The 19,791-nt window shown below is 44.8% G+C and carries 21 protein-coding genes; 11 read left to right on the top strand and 10 right to left on the bottom strand.

Annotated features, from left to right (window positions below):
- Nucleotides 1-380: 380 nt before the first annotated feature.
- The 4 genes from JMY01_RS11615 to JMY01_RS11600 all read left to right on the top strand — a co-directional run bounded on the left by JMY01_RS11615 (nt 381) and on the right by JMY01_RS11600 (nt 4,150).
- A complete protein-coding gene (locus tag JMY01_RS11615; protein ID WP_201575946.1) occupies nt 381-578 on the top strand; it encodes a lipoprotein in 198 nt (65 codons plus the stop codon).
- Nucleotides 579-654: 76 nt separating this feature from the next.
- The gene (gene lysA, locus JMY01_RS11610) at nt 655-2,007 is read left to right on the top strand and encodes a diaminopimelate decarboxylase (RefSeq protein WP_201575943.1); all 1,353 of its coding nucleotides are present in this window, start codon (nt 655-657) and stop codon (nt 2,005-2,007) included.
- Nucleotides 2,008-2,235: 228 nt separating this feature from the next.
- Nucleotides 2,236-3,123: a diaminopimelate epimerase gene (dapF, locus tag JMY01_RS11605; protein ID WP_201575941.1), complete on the top strand. Its 888-nt coding sequence runs from the start codon at nt 2,236-2,238 to the stop codon at nt 3,121-3,123.
- Between the two features lie 34 nt (nt 3,124-3,157).
- Entirely contained in the window at nt 3,158-4,150 is a 993-nt protein-coding gene (locus tag JMY01_RS11600) for a tyrosine recombinase XerC (protein WP_227677896.1), read from the top strand.
- A 35-nt stretch (nt 4,151-4,185) separates the two neighbouring features.
- Here JMY01_RS11600 and JMY01_RS11595 read toward each other — a convergent pair whose 3' ends face one another.
- The gene (locus JMY01_RS11595) at nt 4,186-5,088 is read right to left on the bottom strand and encodes a carbon-nitrogen hydrolase family protein (RefSeq protein ID WP_201575939.1); all 903 of its coding nucleotides are present in this window, start codon (nt 5,086-5,088) and stop codon (nt 4,186-4,188) included.
- A 301-nt stretch (nt 5,089-5,389) separates the two neighbouring features.
- Here JMY01_RS11595 and rpoN point away from each other — a divergent pair, with 301 nt between their 5' ends.
- Both rpoN and hpf read left to right on the top strand, forming a co-directional pair.
- Nucleotides 5,390-7,099 (top strand): RNA polymerase factor sigma-54, encoded by a 1,710-nt coding sequence (gene rpoN, locus JMY01_RS11590; RefSeq protein ID WP_201575937.1) that lies wholly within the window; start codon nt 5,390-5,392, stop codon nt 7,097-7,099.
- A gap of 394 nt (nt 7,100-7,493) precedes the next feature.
- Nucleotides 7,494-7,865, top strand: a complete 372-nt coding sequence (gene hpf / locus JMY01_RS11585; RefSeq protein ID WP_201575935.1) for a ribosome hibernation-promoting factor, HPF/YfiA family — start codon at nt 7,494-7,496, stop codon at nt 7,863-7,865.
- A gap of 204 nt (nt 7,866-8,069) precedes the next feature.
- Here hpf and thiS read toward each other — a convergent pair whose 3' ends face one another.
- The 4 genes from thiS to JMY01_RS11565 all read right to left on the bottom strand — a co-directional run bounded on the left by thiS (nt 8,070) and on the right by JMY01_RS11565 (nt 10,395).
- A complete protein-coding gene (thiS, locus tag JMY01_RS11580) occupies nt 8,070-8,270 on the bottom strand; it encodes a sulfur carrier protein ThiS (protein ID WP_201575933.1) in 201 nt (66 codons plus the stop codon).
- 68 nt (nt 8,271-8,338) lie between these two features.
- Nucleotides 8,339-8,704, bottom strand: coding sequence for a DUF423 domain-containing protein (locus JMY01_RS11575; protein WP_201577595.1), 366 nt, complete (start codon nt 8,702-8,704; stop codon nt 8,339-8,341).
- An 82-nt stretch (nt 8,705-8,786) separates the two neighbouring features.
- Nucleotides 8,787-9,677 (bottom strand): RNA polymerase sigma factor RpoH, encoded by an 891-nt coding sequence (gene rpoH / locus JMY01_RS11570; RefSeq protein ID WP_374220376.1) that lies wholly within the window; start codon nt 9,675-9,677, stop codon nt 8,787-8,789.
- 223 nt (nt 9,678-9,900) lie between these two features.
- Entirely contained in the window at nt 9,901-10,395 is a 495-nt protein-coding gene (locus tag JMY01_RS11565) for a sulfurtransferase TusA family protein (protein WP_201575932.1), read from the bottom strand.
- A 379-nt stretch (nt 10,396-10,774) separates the two neighbouring features.
- On the opposite strand from JMY01_RS11565, the gene JMY01_RS11560 reads away from it, so the two are divergent.
- Nucleotides 10,775-12,460, top strand: a complete 1,686-nt coding sequence (locus JMY01_RS11560; RefSeq protein ID WP_227677892.1) for a M48 family metalloprotease — start codon at nt 10,775-10,777, stop codon at nt 12,458-12,460.
- 51 nt (nt 12,461-12,511) lie between these two features.
- On the opposite strand, the gene JMY01_RS11555 is transcribed toward JMY01_RS11560, so the two are convergent.
- Nucleotides 12,512-12,961 (bottom strand): GatB/YqeY domain-containing protein, encoded by a 450-nt coding sequence (locus tag JMY01_RS11555; RefSeq protein ID WP_201575931.1) that lies wholly within the window; start codon nt 12,959-12,961, stop codon nt 12,512-12,514.
- A 278-nt stretch (nt 12,962-13,239) separates the two neighbouring features.
- Entirely contained in the window at nt 13,240-13,455 is a 216-nt protein-coding gene (gene rpsU / locus JMY01_RS11550) for a 30S ribosomal protein S21 (protein WP_201575929.1), read from the bottom strand.
- Between the two features lie 396 nt (nt 13,456-13,851).
- On the opposite strand from rpsU, the gene JMY01_RS11545 reads away from it, so the two are divergent.
- The 4 genes from JMY01_RS11545 (at nt 13,852) to JMY01_RS11530 (ending at nt 16,425) form a co-directional block, all read left to right on the top strand.
- On the top strand, nt 13,852-14,217 hold the full coding sequence (locus JMY01_RS11545; protein WP_201575927.1) for a hypothetical protein: 366 nt from the start codon (nt 13,852-13,854) through the stop codon (nt 14,215-14,217).
- 84 nt (nt 14,218-14,301) lie between these two features.
- The gene (locus JMY01_RS11540) at nt 14,302-14,838 is read left to right on the top strand and encodes a cytochrome c5 family protein (protein ID WP_201575924.1); all 537 of its coding nucleotides are present in this window, start codon (nt 14,302-14,304) and stop codon (nt 14,836-14,838) included.
- Between the two features lie 133 nt (nt 14,839-14,971).
- Nucleotides 14,972-16,021 (top strand): tRNA (adenosine(37)-N6)-threonylcarbamoyltransferase complex transferase subunit TsaD, encoded by a 1,050-nt coding sequence (gene tsaD, locus JMY01_RS11535; RefSeq protein ID WP_201575921.1) that lies wholly within the window; start codon nt 14,972-14,974, stop codon nt 16,019-16,021.
- A 32-nt stretch (nt 16,022-16,053) separates the two neighbouring features.
- A complete protein-coding gene (locus JMY01_RS11530) occupies nt 16,054-16,425 on the top strand; it encodes a CrcB family protein (RefSeq protein WP_201575918.1) in 372 nt (123 codons plus the stop codon).
- A 184-nt stretch (nt 16,426-16,609) separates the two neighbouring features.
- On the opposite strand, the gene JMY01_RS14390 is transcribed toward JMY01_RS11530, so the two are convergent.
- The 3 genes from JMY01_RS14390 to JMY01_RS11510 all read right to left on the bottom strand — a co-directional run bounded on the left by JMY01_RS14390 (nt 16,610) and on the right by JMY01_RS11510 (nt 19,773).
- The gene (locus tag JMY01_RS14390; protein ID WP_307781402.1) at nt 16,610-17,422 is read right to left on the bottom strand and encodes a tetratricopeptide repeat protein; all 813 of its coding nucleotides are present in this window, start codon (nt 17,420-17,422) and stop codon (nt 16,610-16,612) included.
- Nucleotides 17,423-18,306: 884 nt separating this feature from the next.
- Nucleotides 18,307-18,780 (bottom strand): hypothetical protein, encoded by a 474-nt coding sequence (locus JMY01_RS11515; protein WP_201575915.1) that lies wholly within the window; start codon nt 18,778-18,780, stop codon nt 18,307-18,309.
- A gap of 102 nt (nt 18,781-18,882) precedes the next feature.
- Nucleotides 18,883-19,773 (bottom strand): LysR family transcriptional regulator, encoded by an 891-nt coding sequence (locus JMY01_RS11510; protein ID WP_201575913.1) that lies wholly within the window; start codon nt 19,771-19,773, stop codon nt 18,883-18,885.
- Between the last annotated feature and the right edge of the window lie 18 nt (nt 19,774-19,791).

The following is a 19,791-nucleotide window of genomic DNA, read 5'->3' as shown; positions in this document are numbered from 1 at the left end:
AAGGACATTACTAATTACTGAAATTGTAAGAAAGTTTGTCAAAGCATGAATGAAGCGTTTTTTATAAGCACGCAGCTCCCTTATCTATGTCCAATGTTTTTAAGCTCAGACAAAGATATAAGCCCTATTGAATAACAATAATGCTGTTATAGTCTGTTGCAAGCAGGCCGGTTATATAGATTTAAACTGCTAATAAAAGCTAAGATAAGCACAGCTTTAGCGAATAATGCTATGATTAGCGCCTGTTAGTGTCCACCTTATACAAATATTTAGCATACTTTCAGTGGCTTATTAGGCGGTCAAAAATCTGACCACGGAACTGCCGCTGGTAATAATAAATACACCTATCATCTCAATACTGTTGCAAGGTTGATTGCCCTATGTTTACGATACGTCGCTCTTCAAATACTGGCTCATCTGTTGGTGCCAATCGCCAAGCGTTATATGTGCTGCTAATTGGTACAGTCATGGTTGGATTGTCTGGCTGCGGACAAAAGGGCGATTTATATCTAACCGATACCAGTAGTGAAACCATTGCTATTGGAGCAGAGGCTAGTGATGACCCCAATGACTATTAACAGATTGCCACACTGAATAAACTGCTGAATTGAAAACTTTTAATATTAACGAATTGATTAGATGAGAGAGCCCGATATGAGTAATTCTGAGTTGCAAGCTGCATCCGTAACGACCCAAACTGAGCAAGGGTTGTACGTCGACCCTATGGCTTTAACGGCTCATCTACCTGCACTACACTATAGCTATGATGCGCTGTGTATGGAGGAGGTGAGTATCAGTGAGCTGGTAGAGCGCTACGATACGCCGTGCTATGTCTACTCAAAACAGGCAATTCTTGATGTCTATCAAGACTATAGCGACAGCTTTGCTGCGATTGACCATCAGATTTGCTATGCTGTGAAGGCAAACTCCAACATTGCCGTACTCGGGATACTCGCGCAGGCGGGTGCAGGGTTTGATATCGTCTCTCGTGGTGAGCTTATGCGGGTACTGGCAGCAGGCGGACAAGCCAGCAAAGTAGTGTTTTCAGGCGTTGGCAAAACTCACGATGATATCGAGTATGCGCTTACCCAAGGTATTGCTTGCTTCAACGTTGAGTCGGTCAGTGAGCTTATGCTGATTAATGACGTCGCGCAGCAGCTCGATAAGCGCGCGCCGATATCGCTGCGGGTCAATCCAGATGTCGACGCCAAGACTCACCCTTATATCTCCACAGGTCTAAAGGACAATAAATTTGGTATTGCCCATGAGCAAGCATTGGACGTTTATGAACAGGCAGCGGACTTATCGCATATCGATATCGTCGGGATTGACTGTCACATTGGCTCACAGCTCACGGAAGTAGAGCCGTTCATTGCCGCCTTGGATAAGGTCATCGAGCTGGTACATAGTCTGAAGAATAAAGGCATTGAGCTGCGTCATATTGATTTAGGCGGTGGCTTGGGAGTGCGTTATATCGATGAAACGCCCGTTTCGATCAGTGATTTTGCACAGGCACTATTACCCAAGCTTACAGACCTTGGCATGACGGTATTCTTTGAGCCAGGCCGCAGTGTCGTTGCCAATGCTGGCGTATTATTGACGCGTGTCGATGTACTCAAGCCGACTGAGCATAAGAACTTTGCTATCGTTGATGCAGCGATGAACGACTTGATTCGTCCAGCCCTTTATCAAGCCGAAATGGCGGTGATTCCTAATGTATTGCCCAGTGCTGGCATCGATACGGCTGGCACGCAGCCGTGGGATATCGTCGGCGCTATCTGTGAGACGGGCGACTTCTTGGCAAAAGATCGCTTATTGTCATTGGCGACAGGCGATATCTTAGCGATCACGGGCGCGGGTGCGTATGGCTTTACCATGAGCAGCAATTACAACTCTCGCGGGCGAGCAAGCGAGGTGATGGTCTCAGAAGATAGTCATCAATTGATACGTAAGCGGGAAAGTCTCGAAGAGTTATACGCTAATGAGACGCTGTGGCAAGGTGAATAACGCGCAAAAGACATAAGCGCTATAGCTGGCTGGATTTCATAGTCGCTAAGCCAGCTGGATTTCAAAGTATAGAAGTATAGAGAGGACCCATTGTTATCATGACAGTGGGTTTTTTATGGTCTCTATTTTATTAAGAGGGATATGGCCTCTGGTGCGGTGATAGTTATCATTGTGCTGGGCAGCGTGCTAATATAACGGACACATAAAAATAGAATAGGACAAATGGATATGCTAATAGAATTTACTAAAATGCATGGCCTAGGCAATGATTTTATGGTCATCGATTTGGTGACCCAGCGCCTAGAGCTGACTAAGGAGTTGGTACAATTATTGGGTGATCGGCACTTAGGAATCGGCTTTGATCAATTGCTCGTCGTTGAGCCGCCGATGCGCCCTGATGTTGATTTTAGTTATCGTATTTTTAATACTGATGGCACCGAAGTTGAGCAGTGCGGTAATGGCGCCCGCTGTTTTGCGCGTTTTGTACAAGCGCGCAAGCTGTCATTTAAGCAGCGCCTGCGTGTTGAGACGGCCAGTGGTATTATTTCTCTCACCACTGATCGTTACGGCTGGGTTGAGGTTGATATGGGCAAACCTAAGTTTGAGCCAGACGAGATTCCATTTACTCCAAAAGCCACGACTAAAATTCAAAACGCCTATCATCTGAGCGTAGATGGTACGCCAGTACAATTGTATGTGGCCAATATGGGCAATCCGCATGCGGTTATCAAAGTAGACGACGTACTGGATGCCGATGTTGAAAACCTAGGCAAGGCCATTGAATCGCATCCAGCATTCCCTGATAGAGTCAATGTCGGCTTTATGCAAGTGATGAACCAGCGCCACATACGCTTACGGGTTTATGAGCGCGGCGTCGGTGAGACGCAAGCGTGCGGTACTGGTGCCTGTGCCGCAGTTGCTATCGGTATACGTGAAGGCTGGCTAGATGAAGGTGAAGAGATACGCGCACAGCTATATGGCGGTAGTATGATAGTCCGCTGGCAGCCAGGGTATTCAGTGATGATGACTGGGCCAACTGCTTTTGTTTATGAAGGAGTGTTTAGTCCAGATGGGCTGATGGCGCAAGCGGGTATTAAGCCCAATCCAGCCAGCTAAAAGAGGTTTATATCTTTGGTATTAGGTAACACTCATGTCTATAAAAGATGACTATATCTACATGCCTGCTGAATCGATGGAGCTTGATAAGCAGCTACGTGAGCTGCTTGCGCCTGTGCATCGGTGGCTCAATACCTTAGCAGTGCGCAATCACTCAGTGCATACCTTGACGGCGTACTTTGCTGCCCTGAGTCAGTTGGCGCTATTTTTGCGTGGTAAACGCTTGACCTGGACGCGCTGTGATAAGCGTCAGCTTGCCCAACATATCAGTCAAAGACTTGATGAAGATAAGCTAGCACTTGCCAGCGTGCAGCAAGAGCTATCGGCTATTCGGCACTTCTATGGCTGGTTGATTGAAGAGGGTTTGGCACGTATTAATCCAACCACGGGTTACCAGTTAAAACGCAGTCCGAGACCCTTGCCTTCTATTGCAGATGTAGACTTGTTGACTCAGCTACTGGATCAACCTATTCCTGATACTCCTGAGCAGGCGCGGCTGTGGTTGCGTGACAAGGCCATGTTTGAGCTTCTTTATAGTAGCGGTCTTCGGGTGGGTGAGTTGGTCGCGCTCGACACAACAGACATAGACCTAACGGATTTGCGCGTACGCGTGATGGGTAAGGGTAATAAGACGCGCATTGTGCCGATAGGCGCAAAGGCGGCTGCCGCTATTACCCGTTATCTGCCGCATCGTAATCTATGGGTAGAGCAGCAAGACAGCGCGTTATTCATCAGTGAAAAGCTGGGCACGCGGTTATCGACACGGGCAGTGCAGCAGCGCCTCAAGGTCGTTAGCGCGCGCGCTGGCATCGCGCAAAACCTATATCCACATCTGCTGCGTCATTGCTTTGCCTCGCATATGCTCTCGGGCAGTGGTGATTTGCGCGCCGTGCAGGAGATGCTAGGACATAGCGATATCAGTACGACGCAAATCTATACTCATGTTGATTTTGCCAAGCTGACGCAAGTTTATGACCGAGCGCATCCGCGAGCCACACATATCAAGCAAGATACAGAAGAAAGCTAGAACCTACTAAATAATAGGCTCTACCAAATGCTAAGCTATGCCAAACGATGACAATCAAAGATGGGCATTTTTTGTCGGCCTTGCTGCTGTGCCTCTTTATCTAAAGTGGCAAATACTAGCGCATAGTCGTTGTCAGTCGCTACGCCTTGTAACGCACTATTATCATAGCTGTCTACCACTGTACCATTAAAGTCAGTAATCGCAGTATGACCCCATGTCTCACGCGTCTTGCCATTTTTATAGTGATGTTCACCGCCTTGCGCGGCACCAATCACCATACACTGACTGTCTAAGGCACGCGCTTGCAACAGCAGTGACCAGTGCGCTTGACCAGTCATATAAGTAAAGGCTGAAGGTGCACTCAGTATATCGGCTCCAGCCTGTCGCAAGCGCTGAGCCAGTGCTGGAAAACGTAAATCAAAGCAGACCATCATGCCTAATTGGTAGGTTGAACTGTTGAGCTCAATAGGAGCAACGACTGTCTGCGTGCCTGGCTCAAAGGTTGCGGCTTCATCATAACTGCCTTGCTTGTCGGCGACGGTGGCAGTAAATAAATGAATCTTGTCATAGCGTGCCACCATCTTGCCATCTGGCGCAAACAATAGGCTGACTTGACGTAAACGACCATTAGGCACGGTAGTACCATCAGGACGATACAGGCAAGGAAGCGTGCCTGCGAGTAAGTAAACACCTTGCTCGCGTGCATAGCCCGCTAGAGTTTCTGATAGCTCGTCAAAGCGCTCAGCAGTTGGAAACTGCCGTCCCATGCTACAGCAGTTTTCAGGTAGTACGATGAGCTTGGCTCCTTGCGCACTGGCCTCACTGATGGCTGATTTGATAGTGGCAAGGTTGTTTTCGATGTCTTGCTGAGTGTTCATTTGTACCGCAGCGACGGTCAGCTTATTATTGTTCATCGCGTCGTTCGTGATGTCATTCATAGTATTGTTCTCAATTAGCGTTTGTAGATGCAGAGACTCTTAACCAGTTTTTTATTTATATGATTTTTATAAAATGCATTAAGGAGACGCTCTAAAGGGTTGACTGATGTTTATCATTAGCCTTTGATTGCTTATATGGCTCTATGCGAAAGTAAATAACCAGATTAGAGACATAGAAGAGAGATTATCATAGCAAAGCGGTTACGAAAAATGCTATCGTCATGACTTACGCAGTTAGGTTACCATTTTAACTAGCATAACATAGACAAAACCACCACTACCGGAGTGCAATAAACCAGCCATGAGTATGTCGTTCGGATTGGCAGCTACGCTAAGCACCTCGCAAAAGCTAACGCCACAGATGCAGCAAGCAATCAAACTGCTTCAACTCTCAAGCCTTGAGTTGGCGCAAGAGGTGCAGGCGAAGCTAGACAGCAACCCTTTGCTTGAGCGCGTTGAGGAAGAAGATGAGTATGATGAATTCGATAGTGACTCAGTAGATGACTATCCTGAGCTCTCGACGCTTGAGATGTGGAATAATGAATCGACAGTGAGCTTGGCTGCAGAAGGCTCTGACACTGTTGAGAGTGCAGATTTCGAATTTGAAGATACCTTTAACGACAGCTTAGATATGTTGCAGCAAACCACCATCGATAATGATGCTATCGACGATGTTGCGATGGATAATGACTATCAGAGCAGCGATTACACCAGCAGTGAAAACCAGGACAGCGATTATCAAAACAGCGTGAGCGATATAGATTATAGTAGCTTTGATACGGGCAGCTTTAGTAGTGGTAGCTCATCGTCTGCGCTTGCGGACTTTGATGATTTTGATAGTTACCAAGGCAGTACCAGTGCCACTATTCAGGATCATGTACGTTGGCAGCTTAATTTTAAGCGCCTATCAGATACGGATACGGTGATAGCAGAGTACTTAGTCGATTCGATGGATGACATGGGTTTCGTGCAGCTAGATATCGATGAGTTGCTACAAACCTTAAATATGATGGCCAGCTTTTATCAGTGGGAGCAGCAGGTTGAGCGCGAGGAGATTGAGGTGGTGCTGCGTGTCATTCAATCTTGTGACCCACTAGGGGTAGGTGCGCAGAGTTTGAGTGAATGTCTGGCTATCCAACTGGCCAAACTTGATCCTAATACCGAACACCTTGAATATGCTCAAAAACTGCTATCAGCAAGCGAGCATTTGGTCAGTAATAACATCAAAGCGTTAACCGATATCACAGGTTTGTCACCATCGCATATCACACCGGCACTTGAGCTGCTGCGCACGTTAAATCCTGCACCAGGATTGGCGTTTCAGAGTAGTCAGCCTGACTATGCTCAGGAGCCAGAAAGCTATGATATTCCCGATGTGCTCGTAACGCCCATACGTTATCACAATGCTGAAATTGCAGGGCAAGATGGTGGCTGGCACGTACGCCTTAATCCAGAGACGCTACCAAAGCTGCGTGTCAATCAAGAGTACGCAAGCCTAGTCAAGCGTGGCGACGATAGCCCTGATAATCAATATCTGCGTGAAAACCTCACCGATGCCAGACTGTTTATTCGTAGTATTGAAGAGCGTAATCAAAACTTATTAAAGGTCGCTAGCAGCATCGTGCGTCGTCAGGATGAGTTTTTGCAACAGGGTGCTACTGCCATGCAGCCACTCATTTTGAAGGAAGTCGCAGAGGAAGTTGGCTTGCATGAATCTACAGTCTCACGTCTGACTACCAGCAAAAGTATCTTGACGCCGCAAGGCCTGTTTTCACTCAAGTATTTTTTCTCATCGCATGTGAGCAGTAGTGATGGTGATATCTCGTCAACGGCCATCAGTGCTATGATCAAGCAGCTGATCACAGATGAAGACCCAAAAAAACCACTCTCAGATAGCCGTATTCAAGCTCAGCTACTGGCTGAGGGTATCGATATTGCAAGGCGTACAGTGGCCAAATACCGCGAAGCAATGAATATTGGCTCATCGACTCAGCGCAAAAAGAAATACTAAGGCGCGCTGAGATAAGACGCGACTTAAAAAATGTTTACCACTTTTCAGAAAGGTTATATTAACGCAAACGATTATTAAAAATAAAATTTTTCGATTATATACAATTTAGCAGTCAATATAAGATTTATTTACATTTATTTACATTATAGCGTCTTGCTACTATCCAACTTTCATGACAAATTAGAGTCATACCAACGATGATTACCACCCAGTTTGTCTATATTAAAACACGTGATCAAAAACTTAATTAAAAAGCGTGTGGATAAGGTGGTGATAAAAGGATACGCCACAAAATATAAGATGAACTAGTTGAGGTTGTTGGTACAGTAGGATGCTTTAGGTAGGAATGCCAAAGCATCTATTTACTATCAGTAATAAATATAAGGATAAGTATATGAATGTTTCTATTAGTGGTCACCACATCAGCGTTACTGAGGCGATGGACACAGCAGTCCGTGAGAAACTTGAGAAAGTAGAACGTCATTTTGACCAAATTCAAAGTATCCAAGTCATTTTGTCACTAGACAATAGCGGTGGTGGTAAAAAAAGCCATAAGGCTGAAGCCATAATGCGTGTTTCAGGTCATGAAATGTTCGTACAGTCGTATGATGATGATATGTATAAAGCCATTAATGACATGGCGGATAAACTCAGTAGACAAATCCGCAAATATAAAACCCGTCTAGAGCGCAAAAAGACACAAGGTGCAGGACGTGATGGACGCTACCAAGACCTTGCTGATACGGATGCAGCACCGGCAGTTTAGTTATATAAAGGTTAATGAAGAGTGGCTAAATAATAATAAATAGTCTAAATGCCCGCTTCATTAACCCTTTATCAATACAAGAAAAAAGACCTCAAACGTTTGCTACGTTGAGGTCTTTTTTAGTATTTATGGCTTTAAAGGCAGTCAATCAACTGCAGTGACTTAAAGACAGCCAATGACAATAATCAATGTTAATAGTCAGTCCTAGCCACCACCGACAGCTTGTACGACTTCAATACTCATGCCTTCGGCGATACGCAACTGGCCAAGCTCACTTTTTGGAATAAGCTCGCCATCGACCTCGACAGCATAGCGGCCTTTACTAAGCCCTAGCTCATTAACGACGAGCTGTACCGTTTGATGAGTGGTTTGTAAGGTCTGTCCATTGACAGTAATAGTACTCATAGTGTTTTCTTCCTATAACTGAAACTGTTTATTTTTTCTAGATGACTGGCGGCATAAGAGGGCTGTGGCTAAGGTTTTATTCGAAAAGCAGTCACTGCCAACCACGTCCAACCTGCGATCATCAGCACGCCACCGATAGGGGTAATCGCCCCAAACCAACGCGGGGCCCCAAGTGTCATGGCAAATAGGCTACCAGCGAAGATGATGACACCGATTTGTAATAGCCAAGCGGTGGCTTGAGTGGCATAGTTTAGGCGAATCAGCAACCCAACCATCAACAGCCCTAAAGCATGGATAAAGAGATATAGGGTTGCAGTGTGCCACCAAGCCAGCTGCTGGGCATTGACCATGCTTTTAATGCCGTGAGCACCAAAAGCACCCAAAGCCACAGCGACAGCCAGATTAATCGCTGCAATGCCTATCCAATTTAACATCATAAAACTCTTACTATTAAGGAGTTGAGTGCTTACTCTTTGCTACTAATGACAAGCCCTAGCGAACAGCGGTTATGTTTATTTATTGAATATCATCGGGCAATATAACGCTATCGATGGTCATGGCGTCACGGATTTTATCCATGGCGTTTTTCTCGATTTGGCGTACCCGTTCTGCAGAGATGGAGTAAACTGCCGCCAGCTCATGCAAGGTTGATTTTTGCTCAGAGAGCCAGCGCTGCTCGACGATATCGCGTGAGCGATCATCTAGCGTATCCATAGCGGCGACCAAGGCTGAAGTATTGCTGTCTTCCCAGTCAGACTCTTCTACTATCTCTGCTGGATCCACGCCATCTTCTAAGAACAGCTGCGGCGCATAGCGACCATCATCGTCATCACTAGATTGAGTCTCAAACGAGGCGTCATAAGACGTCAGACGAGACTCCATCTCTAGCACCTGTTTGCGGCTGACATTGAGATCTTTTGCGATGGCATCCGCTTCTTCTAAAGTTAGCTGGTTATTGGTCTTTTTTAAACTGCGCAGATTAAAGAAGAGCTTACGATGAGCTTTGGTGGTGGCGACCTTGACGATACGCCAGTTACGAATCACAAACTCATGAATTTCAGCTTTGATCCAATGCACAGCAAAGGAGACCAAACGCACGCCCTTATTGGGATCAAAGCGCTTGACGGCTTTCATTAAGCCTAGATTGCCTTCTTGAATCAAATCCGCTTGCGGCAAGCCATAACCAGAGTAGCTGCGGGCGATATGAATGACGAAGCGCAGATGTGACATAACCAATAGGCGTGCAGCCTCGACGTCGCCTTCGTCATAATAACGATGGGCAAGCTCCTGCTCTTGAGTGGGCGTCAAAATTGGGATTTGATGGACAGTATTGATATAAGCGCCCAGATTCACTCCAGGAGCAGATAAATGCGTCGGCATAGCGGGCACTAAATCACGCGTGCTCATATCTTCTAAGGCACTAGAGTCATAAGGAGGGCGTTTAGAGGCGGCTTCTAGTGCCGCTTCACGCGCTGCGTTTTTCTGAGTAGCACTGCTATCAGTAGTGCGCTTTTCTTTGCTAGGCGCTGAGTTGTTAGGAGGATTAGCCATATTCTTGACCTTGATCAAATAAGTAAACAATTATGCAATTGAGAATTTTTATTATCTTAATTGTAAAGGATAGTCGCGCTTAGTTGCTATCAGTTTTGGTAATGATGAAGTGAAATATTGTATCGGGCGGCTGTTTTGGCAAGCCATTCGCGCCATTCACTGTTTGCCCGCCAGTCATTTCATTTACCGTTAATAACAACGTATCACCATGAGCAGCTTGCTGGGTTTGGCGACAAAAAGCAGTAATATCTGCTTGTGAGTTGGGATCAGTGGCGACAACATACAGTGATTCAGCAGTCGCCACATCACGTAGAGCCACTTTGGTTTTTAATAATGGCATGGGGCAAGCCATGCCGCGTCCGTCAACCATGCGCTTAATATTAACGATTGATTGATCGACTTCACTGTCATCGCTGCTTTCAATGGCACTAATGCTTTCAATGGCGCTAATACAGTCAGGCGGCAACACAGCCAATAGGGACTGTGCGGTATCCCGCTCAGCATCAGATAATTCTGATGATAGATATACCTTAAAAGGTACGTGCATGTTGATAGAATGACTGTCAGCAGACATAACAGGAACCCTTAAAGTCTTAGTGTTTAGGCTTGAGGTGTTAGCCATGAGTTTTGATAATTGTATAAGACAGGATGCTAACACCAAACATTGATCAGAACCGCTCATTATAACAAATTGCTGCTTAGCAATTGCAGTTGAATATAATCATCATAAGATTGAGTCGATTAGAACCAAACGGCTGCTGCATGAGTATCTTGAAGATAGTAATTACGTGATCGATATGCAATTGTTTCACTATAGAATTACACAACCATGTTGCACGAAAGTGACGCGCTGCCTAGACATTGGTAGCCAGAAGAACACTGCAATTGACGTGGTCAGGTCAACCTCGTATAGTCAAAAATGATGATATTGCCAAAAGCATAGGATGCAGACATTGAACCACTATAATAATAACACCCCTCGAGCGACTGGCTTTGTGACCAGCCAATGTCACGCAGGTAGAGGAAAAAGGCGACATTATATCGGGCTGCTGACACTGGCAGCTTTGATTAGTAGTCTTAGTATGCAGGGTAATGCGCTGTCTTTTGCAAACGCCAATACTGCAAGTTTCAATGCTAGTACTAGTACGCCATCGGCCTTATCTGGTGCAACATATGGCTCATGGCAGACCAAGAATTCCGATGAGTTAGAGCTGCCAAGTTTGCAAGGTCAGGGGCTAAGCTTTTCCGATCAATATCAAAATAAGCTCGTCGGTGAATGGGCGCTGCAAAACATCAACGGCCGCATAAAGATGGAGCATGACCCTTGGATTCAAGAAACCATAAAAGACATGACATGGCGCATGAATGCGCAAGTGCGTCAGCAAGCACCATTGGCTTTGGTGGTCATTGATAATCCGAGTATTAACGCCTTTGCGGCGCCAGGCGGGGTGATAGGGGTCAATACTGGTACCATATTGGCCGCAAATAGCATGGATGAGCTGGCCAGTGTCATTGCACATGAGGTGGCTCATGTGAGCCAGCGTCATTATGAGAGCGGTGCAGATGAGCGTAAAAAAGCCTTACTGATGCAGATAGGTGGCATGTTAGCAGCGATTGCGGCATCGGCCGTGGATGGTGATGCTACAGCAGCAGTCATGATGGGCAGCCAAACAGCGATTATGAATAGCAGCATGGCTTTTAGTCGTAGCAATGAGCGTGAAGCTGATCGGGTGGGCATGCAAATCATGAATCAAGCTGGTTATGATCCACGCGCCATGCCAAGGTTTTTTGCCACGATGAATCAAAAAAGCCAGCTCAATCAGGTAGAAAACCAGTTTTTGCCAAGCTTTGTACGCTCGCATCCTTTGAGTAACGAGCGTCTCAGTGATACACAAAGCCGTGCTCAGCGTTACCCCTCCTTGTCGCTCATCCAGCAGCAGCGTCATCAAGCGTTATTTGACTTGCTCTATTGGCGTGTACAAGTCATGGGCAAGCATGCCTCGGAGACGTCCCTGACGACCGCCGCCAAAAATAGCATTGGTGCCAAACTGGCCTTAATGTATTGGTATAGCGAGCAACAGCGTTTTGACGACGCCAATGATCTTATGACTGAGATGAGGGCTTTACCTACTCGGCAGCAGCAATCTATAGAGCCTCTACTGTCAATCACTCATAGCCAAGTGCTGAGTGAGCAAAACAAATGGCAACAGGCGGCAGAAGTACTGACGCGTCAGCAGCGCCTGTACCCTGAGCGCCGCGATTTGCGCTTATATTTGGCGGAAGCGCTCACCAATAGCAATCAGCCTTTGCAGGCACAAACACTACTAAAACCACTCATTCAGCAGCAGTCCAGCGATCGCTATGCGTGGCAAAGTATGCAACTGGCCAACGAAAAGATGGCCAAAACGGCAACCTCACCGCAAGTGGCACGCATTGCTACCATCAATGCGCTGCGTTATCGCAGTCATGACCAGCTATGGAATGGTCGTTATGACTCAGCGCTGACCTCACTCACGCAGGCCAAGCAGCTTGTAGAGCAGATGCAGGCAAGTGGCCAAGGCAGCAGTGCTCGTCCGCTCCTTGCGAATATCGCGCAAGAAATAAAAGACGTAAAAACCGCGAAAGACTATAAGCCTTAAGCGGTTATTAGGAGGTCAGAGGTGTTATTGCTCATTGATTTTGACGAAGCTTTAGCCTTGTAACGCTTCTTTTACCAGCTTTGAGATGAGAGCAGGATCGGCACGGCCAGCGGTTTTGTTCTTTAGCACACCCATCACGCTACCCATATCGCGCATTGAGGTGGCACCTTGTTCAGCGATCTCAGCCTTTACCAATGCTGCAATTTCTGCTTCGTCCATTTGCTTGGGCATGAACTCATTGATGATATCAATCTCGAACTGCTCTTTGCTCGCCAGATCATCACGGCCATTTTCTGTAAAGATGCCCAGTGACTCTTGGCGCTGTTTAAGCTGTTTTTGTAGTATCTCTAAAACGCCAGCGTCATCCAGCTCTGTTTGACGGTCAATTTCAATTTGCTTAACGACTGCTTGCACGTTGCGTAGCACTTTGACGCGCTCAAGCTCACGGGCTTTCATAGACGTTTTGATATTATCAGATAGGGTTTGTTTAAGTTGGCTCATGATTGTTATTGTTCCTTATGTCATTGAAATCTTATGTTATTGAAATAAAAAATAAACGCAACGCTAATATAAACGCTAAGGCATCATACTAAAAAGTGTAGCATAAAAAACGCCACTGATATCAATGGATAGCAGTGGCGCTGAGATATATGGGGATAATCTTAGTTTCAATTATTGTCGTTACAATTACTAGCCAATATTATCGAAACTTAATATCCAACCTCATTATCGACCTTAACAAACATAATTGGTGTTAGTAAGCAGTCTTTAATAAGTGATTAGTACATACGCGTAGTACGGATAGTTTCGCGTTGTAGTTTTTTCTTGTAACGCTTAACGGCAGCGGCTTTTTTGCGCTTGCGCTCTTGCGTTGGTTTTTCATAAAACTCACGTTTACGTACATCTGATAACACACCAGCTTTTTCACAAGCACGCTTAAAACGACGGATAGCGATATCAACTGGTTCGTTTTCTTTAACCTTAACTGAAGGCATGAAGACTCCTTTTGGATGAGATATAAGGGCATTAGTTTGGCTGTGTATTAGTATTTAGCCGCAATATCTCAAGATTGCAGGCATCAGCTCAAACTAGGATTATCTTGCGCTATAGCACAAGGGCGACCATTCTACTAAAAAATACCAGTAAAGTCAAAGCCTTTAGGGCATTTATGTATGACTATCTTATTGTTTTATAGTGAATAAATAAGGTTTTTTGAGATTTACTATTTAATTTCTGGAGTTTTTCATTCGAGACAGTCCTGAAACTCTTAACCAATCACAATAAAAAACCCTACTGTCTATAACGTATTCAGTGCAGTTTATGCTATGATTATTTCCATACAGTAATAGATTTTTTTACGCTTTTATGTCAATTTTATTGAGGGTTTTAGAATGAAAAAAACAGCATTAAACATGGCGTTAAGTACCGCACTCATCGTCAGCTTTGGTATGGGTATCAGTGCCTGTAGTGGTGATAAAGAATCAAAGGTCTATGCACCTGATCGCGTTGATGAAGCGGCTGAGCTTGCTCGTAGCAACGCGCCTGAAGCTGAAGTAATGGATTTTCCAGAAGTGGAAGTAGTGGCGACAGATGCTGAAGCAGATACTAGCATGGCAACGGAAGAAGATGCGATGGCAGATGAGACGCTAGAGTCTGATGCTGATACAGCAGATACAGAGGTGGCTGACGCCGAAACGCCTGCCGCGGATGCTGTTGCAGCAGACGACGAAGTAGAGCCTGAGCCAGCAGCCAGTTAATAGCTGCCAGCGTACTTCGAGTAATATGAACGTGTGAATGGCAATAAAAGCCATTGCTATAAGCCAATCGATAAGGATTTGAGCATGGATTGCAAACAACAACGTACGCAGACAAAACCAAGGGGTAAATTGCTTTTGTCTGCCATGAGCCTTAGTGCATTATTAGCACTCAGCGCTTGTAGTAGTGATAATACAGCTGCTGAAGAGCCTGCGGCTGTCAACGAGACTGAAACAGTAGTGGTTGAAGCGCCAGAAGCAGAGACTGAGGTTGTCATTGATGAGCCCGTGGCGGAGCCTGAGCCTGAAGAGGCGGTAGTCGTAGAAGCTGAAGAAACTGCCGTGGAGCCCGAGCCAGTCGCTGCTGAACCAGTAGTGTTGGCTGCAGATACGGGCGCCAAGATATATGAGGCAAACTGTAAGCTATGTCACGAAAGCGGATTGCTAAGTGCTCCAATACACGGTGACAAAGCGGCGTGGGCTCCTCGCCTTACTAAAGATAAAGAGACGCTTTATATGCACTCTGCAAAGGGCTTTAACAAGATGCCAGCACAAGCCACTGACAAAGTGAGTGAAGCTGAGGTTCATGCTGCTGTTGATTATATGCTCGCAGCGGTAAGCTAAATCAGCTTACTAGCCATTGAAATTTGCTAAACTGGCCGTCATTGTAGCTTACAATGGCGGTTTTTTTGATTAAAAACAGCGATAAATATATTGAATGTATCGTTACGCTAAACAACGAAATAAAGGCAAAAGCATGAAAGTATTGGGTTTAGAGACTTCTTGTGATGAGACTGGGCTGGCTATTTTTGATAGTGAGCAGATAGACAGTGACAATCAAGGCCTGCTTGGACAAGTGCTGTACTCACAGATAGAGCTGCATGCCGTCTACGGCGGCGTCGTGCCTGAGCTTGCCAGTCGTGATCATATCCGTAAGCTCGTGCCTTTATTTCATGAGCTCTTGGAACAATGCGGCATCAGTAAAAATGAGATAGATGCTGTTGCTTATACCAAAGGCCCTGGGCTGATCGGCGCTTTGATGACGGGTGCATTATTTGGGCGCAGCTTGGCGTATGGTCTAGATATTCCAGCGATTGGTATTCATCATATGGAAGGGCATTTGCTGGCACCGCTAATGGGCGCAAATCCGCCCGCGTTTCCTTTTGTGTCACTATTGGTGTCTGGTGGCCATACTTTACTGATCGCCGCGCGTGGTGTTGGGCAATATGAAATACTCGGTGAGTCTATCGATGATGCAGCAGGTGAGTGCTTTGATAAAGCCGCCAAGATGCTCAGCTTGCCATATCCTGGCGGCCCCAATATTGCCAAATTGGCGGAAACGGGTAATCCGAATGCTTACGATTTACCAAGACCGATGCTACATCGCGGTTTAGATTTTTCGTTTAGCGGTATGAAAACAGCCGTGCATAACCTGATCAAAGATACCCCTTATTCGGAAAGTGGCCCTGACGGTGATCCACAAGTTCGTGCCGATATTGCCGCAAGCTTTCAGCATGCAATGGTTGATACGCTGGTGAAGAAGAGTGTTAAAGCACTGAAGCAGGCAGATATGAGCCGCTTAGTAATCGCGGGCGGCGTCAGTGCCAATACTCATCTGCGTGAAACGCTAGAGGCTGAGTTGGCTAAAATAAACGCCACTGTGCATTATGCGCCGCCAGAGCTATGTACCGATAATGGCGCGATGATTGCTTATGCTGGCTTTGAGCGTCTGCAAGCGGGGCAGTCCGACGATTTGGCTGTCAGCTGCGTACCTCGTTGGCCAATGACCGAGCTACCTGCGGTCTGAAGTTTCAAATCCATACAAACTAAGGATAATCTATGCAGTGGCTCGCCATTGGTTTAGGAGCAGCACTTGGGGCTTGCTTGCGGGCATGGTTAACGCGTTTTAATCTGCTGCACAGCTGGATACCACTGGGTACACTCAGCGCGAATGTGTTAGGAGGGCTGCTGATAGGTTTGGCATTGGTATGGTTTGAGCGGATGGGTAGTGGCCTATCTGATCATGTCCGCGTGTTTGTCATTACTGGATTTTTGGGCGGGCTGACGACTTTTAGTACCTTTAGCGCTGAGGTATTTAGCTTTATTCATGATGGACGGCTGTTGGCAGGTTTGGCACTGATAGGGTTGCACATTGGACTGACATTGCTGGCAACTGCTGTAGGGTTTTACTTTTTTAAGCTTATTTTATAAACGTTGATAGATATTATTCGTTTAATGGTCTGATATAAGTAGTTCCTTGATTGCAGTCTATTTTGAATGGTCTATTAATAGGCTTTAATGGCAAAGTAACTGGTTCGTTTGGGGGGTATACATATAGAGGTCTTCATAGATTGAATGATCTCTAGTTACACAGAATTTGTGAAAGTATCAAGGTTTACTTTTCTATCTTAATTAACTTGCCGCCTTTAAAGTAGAGGGAGTGAGTGCTGCTATACATCCATCGTTCTAACGTTCCTGACGCATCAATAGTTGTCCTTACATCTTTAGGTCTACCCCAGTTGGTATCACTCAAAACTTGTTTATGAGACATACCAATTCTGGCATCTGGCTTCTTATTTAACTGGCGCTCCCACTCTCTTTCTCTATCTTTTTCTACATCCCTATAAATTGCATCTTTATAAGAAGTTGTTTTTATTTTTTTAGCAAATTTATCAAAATTACCACTAGGACTAGTGTTTGTGAGTAAAACTTGACCAGCTCGGTCTTTGTAAATATACATATTACCCGAATTACGTTTTAAGCGATCGTTATCATCTAATTCATCTTGAGCAATTTCTATATCTCCTGCAGCTTGAGCTTCTTTTATATCTGCCTCAGCTTGAGCTATAGCTTGGGCTGTTGCTGGCGAATGAACAAATACTGGTACAGACTCAGGTATTCCTTGTGACGCGATCTTATATGGATGCGCACTTTCACCATTACTGTACATAATCTCAAGATTGTATTGGGACTTAGTATGGCCTTGTTTAGCTGCCTGTTTAAACCATTCAACTGCCTTGGCATTATTCTTTTGAACGCCTTTACCCTTATAGTACATCACTCCAAGGTTATATTGAGCAGAAGCATTGCCTTGATTAGCTAACCTTAAGTTTTGTCTAAAGTCCATAGCTATCGCTGACACAGAAAACATTGCTGCTACCAGAAAAATCGTTGTCTTGCTTATGAATGAGTTTTTAAACAGTGGCATGGCTTATCTCTAGTAAGTTCTCTTTAGTACGATTTTTTTGCGTTAATGTCATGGTATCTACATGCTGATATTTATTCTACTAGTGAAATGCAGCAATATCCTAGGTCATCCACAATGCTCAATATAGAAAACATGGTCTGTAGGTAGTAAGTAGCTACTCAATCTCTTATAGTTTATTGATAGGGTCTTTTTTTCTGAGAACCTATTTTAGCTCCATAGATTATGAAGTGGACTATCCATGAAAAAGCCAGATACGAGACTATTGTTGATAAGAATAATCCGAATCCTATAGCTATTCTAATTAAAAAATAGTCTTCAAAATAAGATTGCGCTGCTCTAACCTTGTCAAAGTATTGCTGCTCATCATCTGGATTGATAAATTCTATTCGTCCATAAGTTGAGGCCCAAGCAAAAAGAGGTTCTTTACATATAATCATTAAGCTTGATAGATAGCAATGCTGAGCTTCTAACTCCTTTATATCAAATAAACCTGTTACATCTCTCTCTTCATTGCTATGTATTTCGTCAAAAAAAACCTCACTGGAAAGTCAAAGTGAGATATTGCCAACAACTTTTCTGGAGAGTAAGTATTTAGTTGTACAGCTCGAAGATTATAGTCTTTTGCAAATGTCTCTACTTTATCTAGAGGCATTTGCTCATGGTAGCAATAATCACTATTCATACTACACGTTACGATTTGTCCTCTATTAAATACACAGTCTTGTTGTGCTAACCAGAAACTAGCAATCAAAGCTGGAACAGCTAAGACTATTGATAGCCGAATATACTGTTTTTGATTCAAACCAACCTCGTGGACATTGTTTTTTTGATTTTTCGGAATTAGTAGTAATCATTCTAACCAATTTTTTTAAAAACAATCTAATCTATTGATATTTAAAATAATTAATTATGATAGCTTCTGGTTTTTTAATCTTATCATTAAATTCTGAGAGTAATATAGGGCTGTTTGGATTTTCCCTAATTTCTGCGAAGCTTTTCTTATCTAATTCCTTAGCTTTATTATAGAAAGTACCAACGGTGTTTTTGATTTGTATGGCTACAGCTCTTTCGTTACTAGCTAACTTACTAAACGACATAGCGCTATTGCAAAGTTGACGAGCAATCAATCTAAGCTCTTCCAAATTAGCTGTGTTTTCTTCTTTTAACGGTTTCATCATCTCGCTATCTAAATGAACAAGTTTTTCCCTATATTCTTCCAGAAGAACTAAGATTTTTGCGGCCTCATTCGACATTATTTCACTACGTTTTTGACCTTTCCATTGAAAGTATATAAATAAAGCAATTAATCCTGTTAAGAAGGGCGCAATAGATCCCCAGTCCCAACTACCAATATTCATTTATGAAGTCCTTATGTGTGCAACTGATTAAAAAAATATCACCATCCAACCTACACTAACTATTGGAAATTGAATCAACATTAACCTAGCCTACACTTATCCCTACAACGGCTTCACAATCCCTTCCAATAAACTCGCAAACCCCTGCATATAAGCGGTATCTTGACTTGAGGTACGCGTCGCTGCATACAGCTGACAATGTACGCCATCCCCTAAAGGTCTTGAAACCACCCAGCCCTTTTTCTCATATTCTGCCACTACCCAGTCAGGTAATGCTGCTACGCCGCGCTCACTGGCGACCAATTGAATCAGCATTGCCGTCAGCTCTGTAGTACGAATACTCGCAAAGCTCACTTCTGCAGGCGTCATAAAGTTGGCTATAATGTCGAGACGCTTAGCTTCCACCGGATAAGCAATCAAAGTCTCGTCAGTCAAATCACTGGGTTCAATAAACTCTTGCGCGGCCAAATCATGCGTTGGTGAAAGTACCAAGCGACTCTCATACTCGAATAGGGGCTGATAGCTGATACCCTCTATCGGTAAATCACTGGTAGTAATGAGCAGATCAATATCACCTTCCATCAACAAATGATGTGGTTCAGGCTCAAAGCCAGTCGCAAAGTCCAGCTCCACATCCGACCATTCACGGCGGTAATGATTAAGTATCGGCATCAGCCAATCAAAGCAACTATGGCATTCAGAGGCTAAGCGTAATCTGCCAGCTTGACCATGTGCTAAGCGTTTAAGATTGGATTTGGTGCGGGTGACTTGCGGCATGATGCTGTCTGCCAATGCCAGTACCGTTTTACCCGCTGGGGTAAAGGTGAGCGGGCGTGTGCGGCGATTGACCAAGCTAATATCGTAGTAATTCTCTAGCTCTTTTAGCTGATGCGACACTGCAGAAGCGGTGACGTGCAGCTCATCGGCGGCCGCAGCCAAAGAGCCATGCGCACGCAGTGCCGTTAAAGTATTGAGATGGCGGAGCTCTAACATAAGATAACCTGAGTGCTA

It is taken from the genome of Psychrobacter sp. H8-1 (assembly GCF_904846575.1).
GTDB classification, from domain to species: domain Bacteria; phylum Pseudomonadota; class Gammaproteobacteria; order Pseudomonadales; family Moraxellaceae; genus Psychrobacter; species Psychrobacter fulvigenes.
Note: the sequence above shows the minus strand (reverse complement) of the source record. Positions and strands in the feature narration are given on the sequence as shown.

Excerpts from the sequence above, each read along its gene's own strand:
- JMY01_RS11615 (WP_201575946.1), top strand. The coding sequence starts at position 381 with ATGTTTACGATACGTCGCTCTTCAAATACTGGCTCATCTGTTGGTGCC.
- lysA (WP_201575943.1), top strand. The coding sequence starts at position 655 with ATGAGTAATTCTGAGTTGCAAGCTGCATCCGTAACGACCCAAACTGAG.
- dapF (WP_201575941.1), top strand. The coding sequence starts at position 2,236 with ATGCTAATAGAATTTACTAAAATGCATGGCCTAGGCAATGATTTTATG.
- JMY01_RS11600 (WP_227677896.1), top strand. The coding sequence starts at position 3,158 with ATGTCTATAAAAGATGACTATATCTACATGCCTGCTGAATCGATGGAG.
- JMY01_RS11595 (WP_201575939.1), bottom strand. The coding sequence starts at position 5,088 with ATGAATGACATCACGAACGACGCGATGAACAATAATAAGCTGACCGTC.
- rpoN (WP_201575937.1), top strand. The coding sequence starts at position 5,390 with ATGAGTATGTCGTTCGGATTGGCAGCTACGCTAAGCACCTCGCAAAAG.
- hpf (WP_201575935.1), top strand. The coding sequence starts at position 7,494 with ATGAATGTTTCTATTAGTGGTCACCACATCAGCGTTACTGAGGCGATG.
- thiS (WP_201575933.1), bottom strand. The coding sequence starts at position 8,270 with ATGAGTACTATTACTGTCAATGGACAGACCTTACAAACCACTCATCAA.
- JMY01_RS11575 (WP_201577595.1), bottom strand. The coding sequence starts at position 8,704 with ATGTTAAATTGGATAGGCATTGCAGCGATTAATCTGGCTGTCGCTGTG.
- rpoH (WP_374220376.1), bottom strand. The coding sequence starts at position 9,677 with ATGAGCACGCGTGATTTAGTGCCCGCTATGCCGACGCATTTATCTGCT.
- JMY01_RS11565 (WP_201575932.1), bottom strand. The coding sequence starts at position 10,395 with ATGTCTGCTGACAGTCATTCTATCAACATGCACGTACCTTTTAAGGTA.
- JMY01_RS11555 (WP_201575931.1), bottom strand. The coding sequence starts at position 12,961 with ATGAGCCAACTTAAACAAACCCTATCTGATAATATCAAAACGTCTATG.
- rpsU (WP_201575929.1), bottom strand. The coding sequence starts at position 13,455 with ATGCCTTCAGTTAAGGTTAAAGAAAACGAACCAGTTGATATCGCTATC.
- JMY01_RS11545 (WP_201575927.1), top strand. The coding sequence starts at position 13,852 with ATGAAAAAAACAGCATTAAACATGGCGTTAAGTACCGCACTCATCGTC.
- JMY01_RS11540 (WP_201575924.1), top strand. The coding sequence starts at position 14,302 with ATGGATTGCAAACAACAACGTACGCAGACAAAACCAAGGGGTAAATTG.
- tsaD (WP_201575921.1), top strand. The coding sequence starts at position 14,972 with ATGAAAGTATTGGGTTTAGAGACTTCTTGTGATGAGACTGGGCTGGCT.
- JMY01_RS11530 (WP_201575918.1), top strand. The coding sequence starts at position 16,054 with ATGCAGTGGCTCGCCATTGGTTTAGGAGCAGCACTTGGGGCTTGCTTG.
- JMY01_RS14390 (WP_307781402.1), bottom strand. The coding sequence starts at position 17,422 with ATGCCACTGTTTAAAAACTCATTCATAAGCAAGACAACGATTTTTCTG.
- JMY01_RS11515 (WP_201575915.1), bottom strand. The coding sequence starts at position 18,780 with ATGAATATTGGTAGTTGGGACTGGGGATCTATTGCGCCCTTCTTAACA.
- JMY01_RS11510 (WP_201575913.1), bottom strand. The coding sequence starts at position 19,773 with ATGTTAGAGCTCCGCCATCTCAATACTTTAACGGCACTGCGTGCGCAT.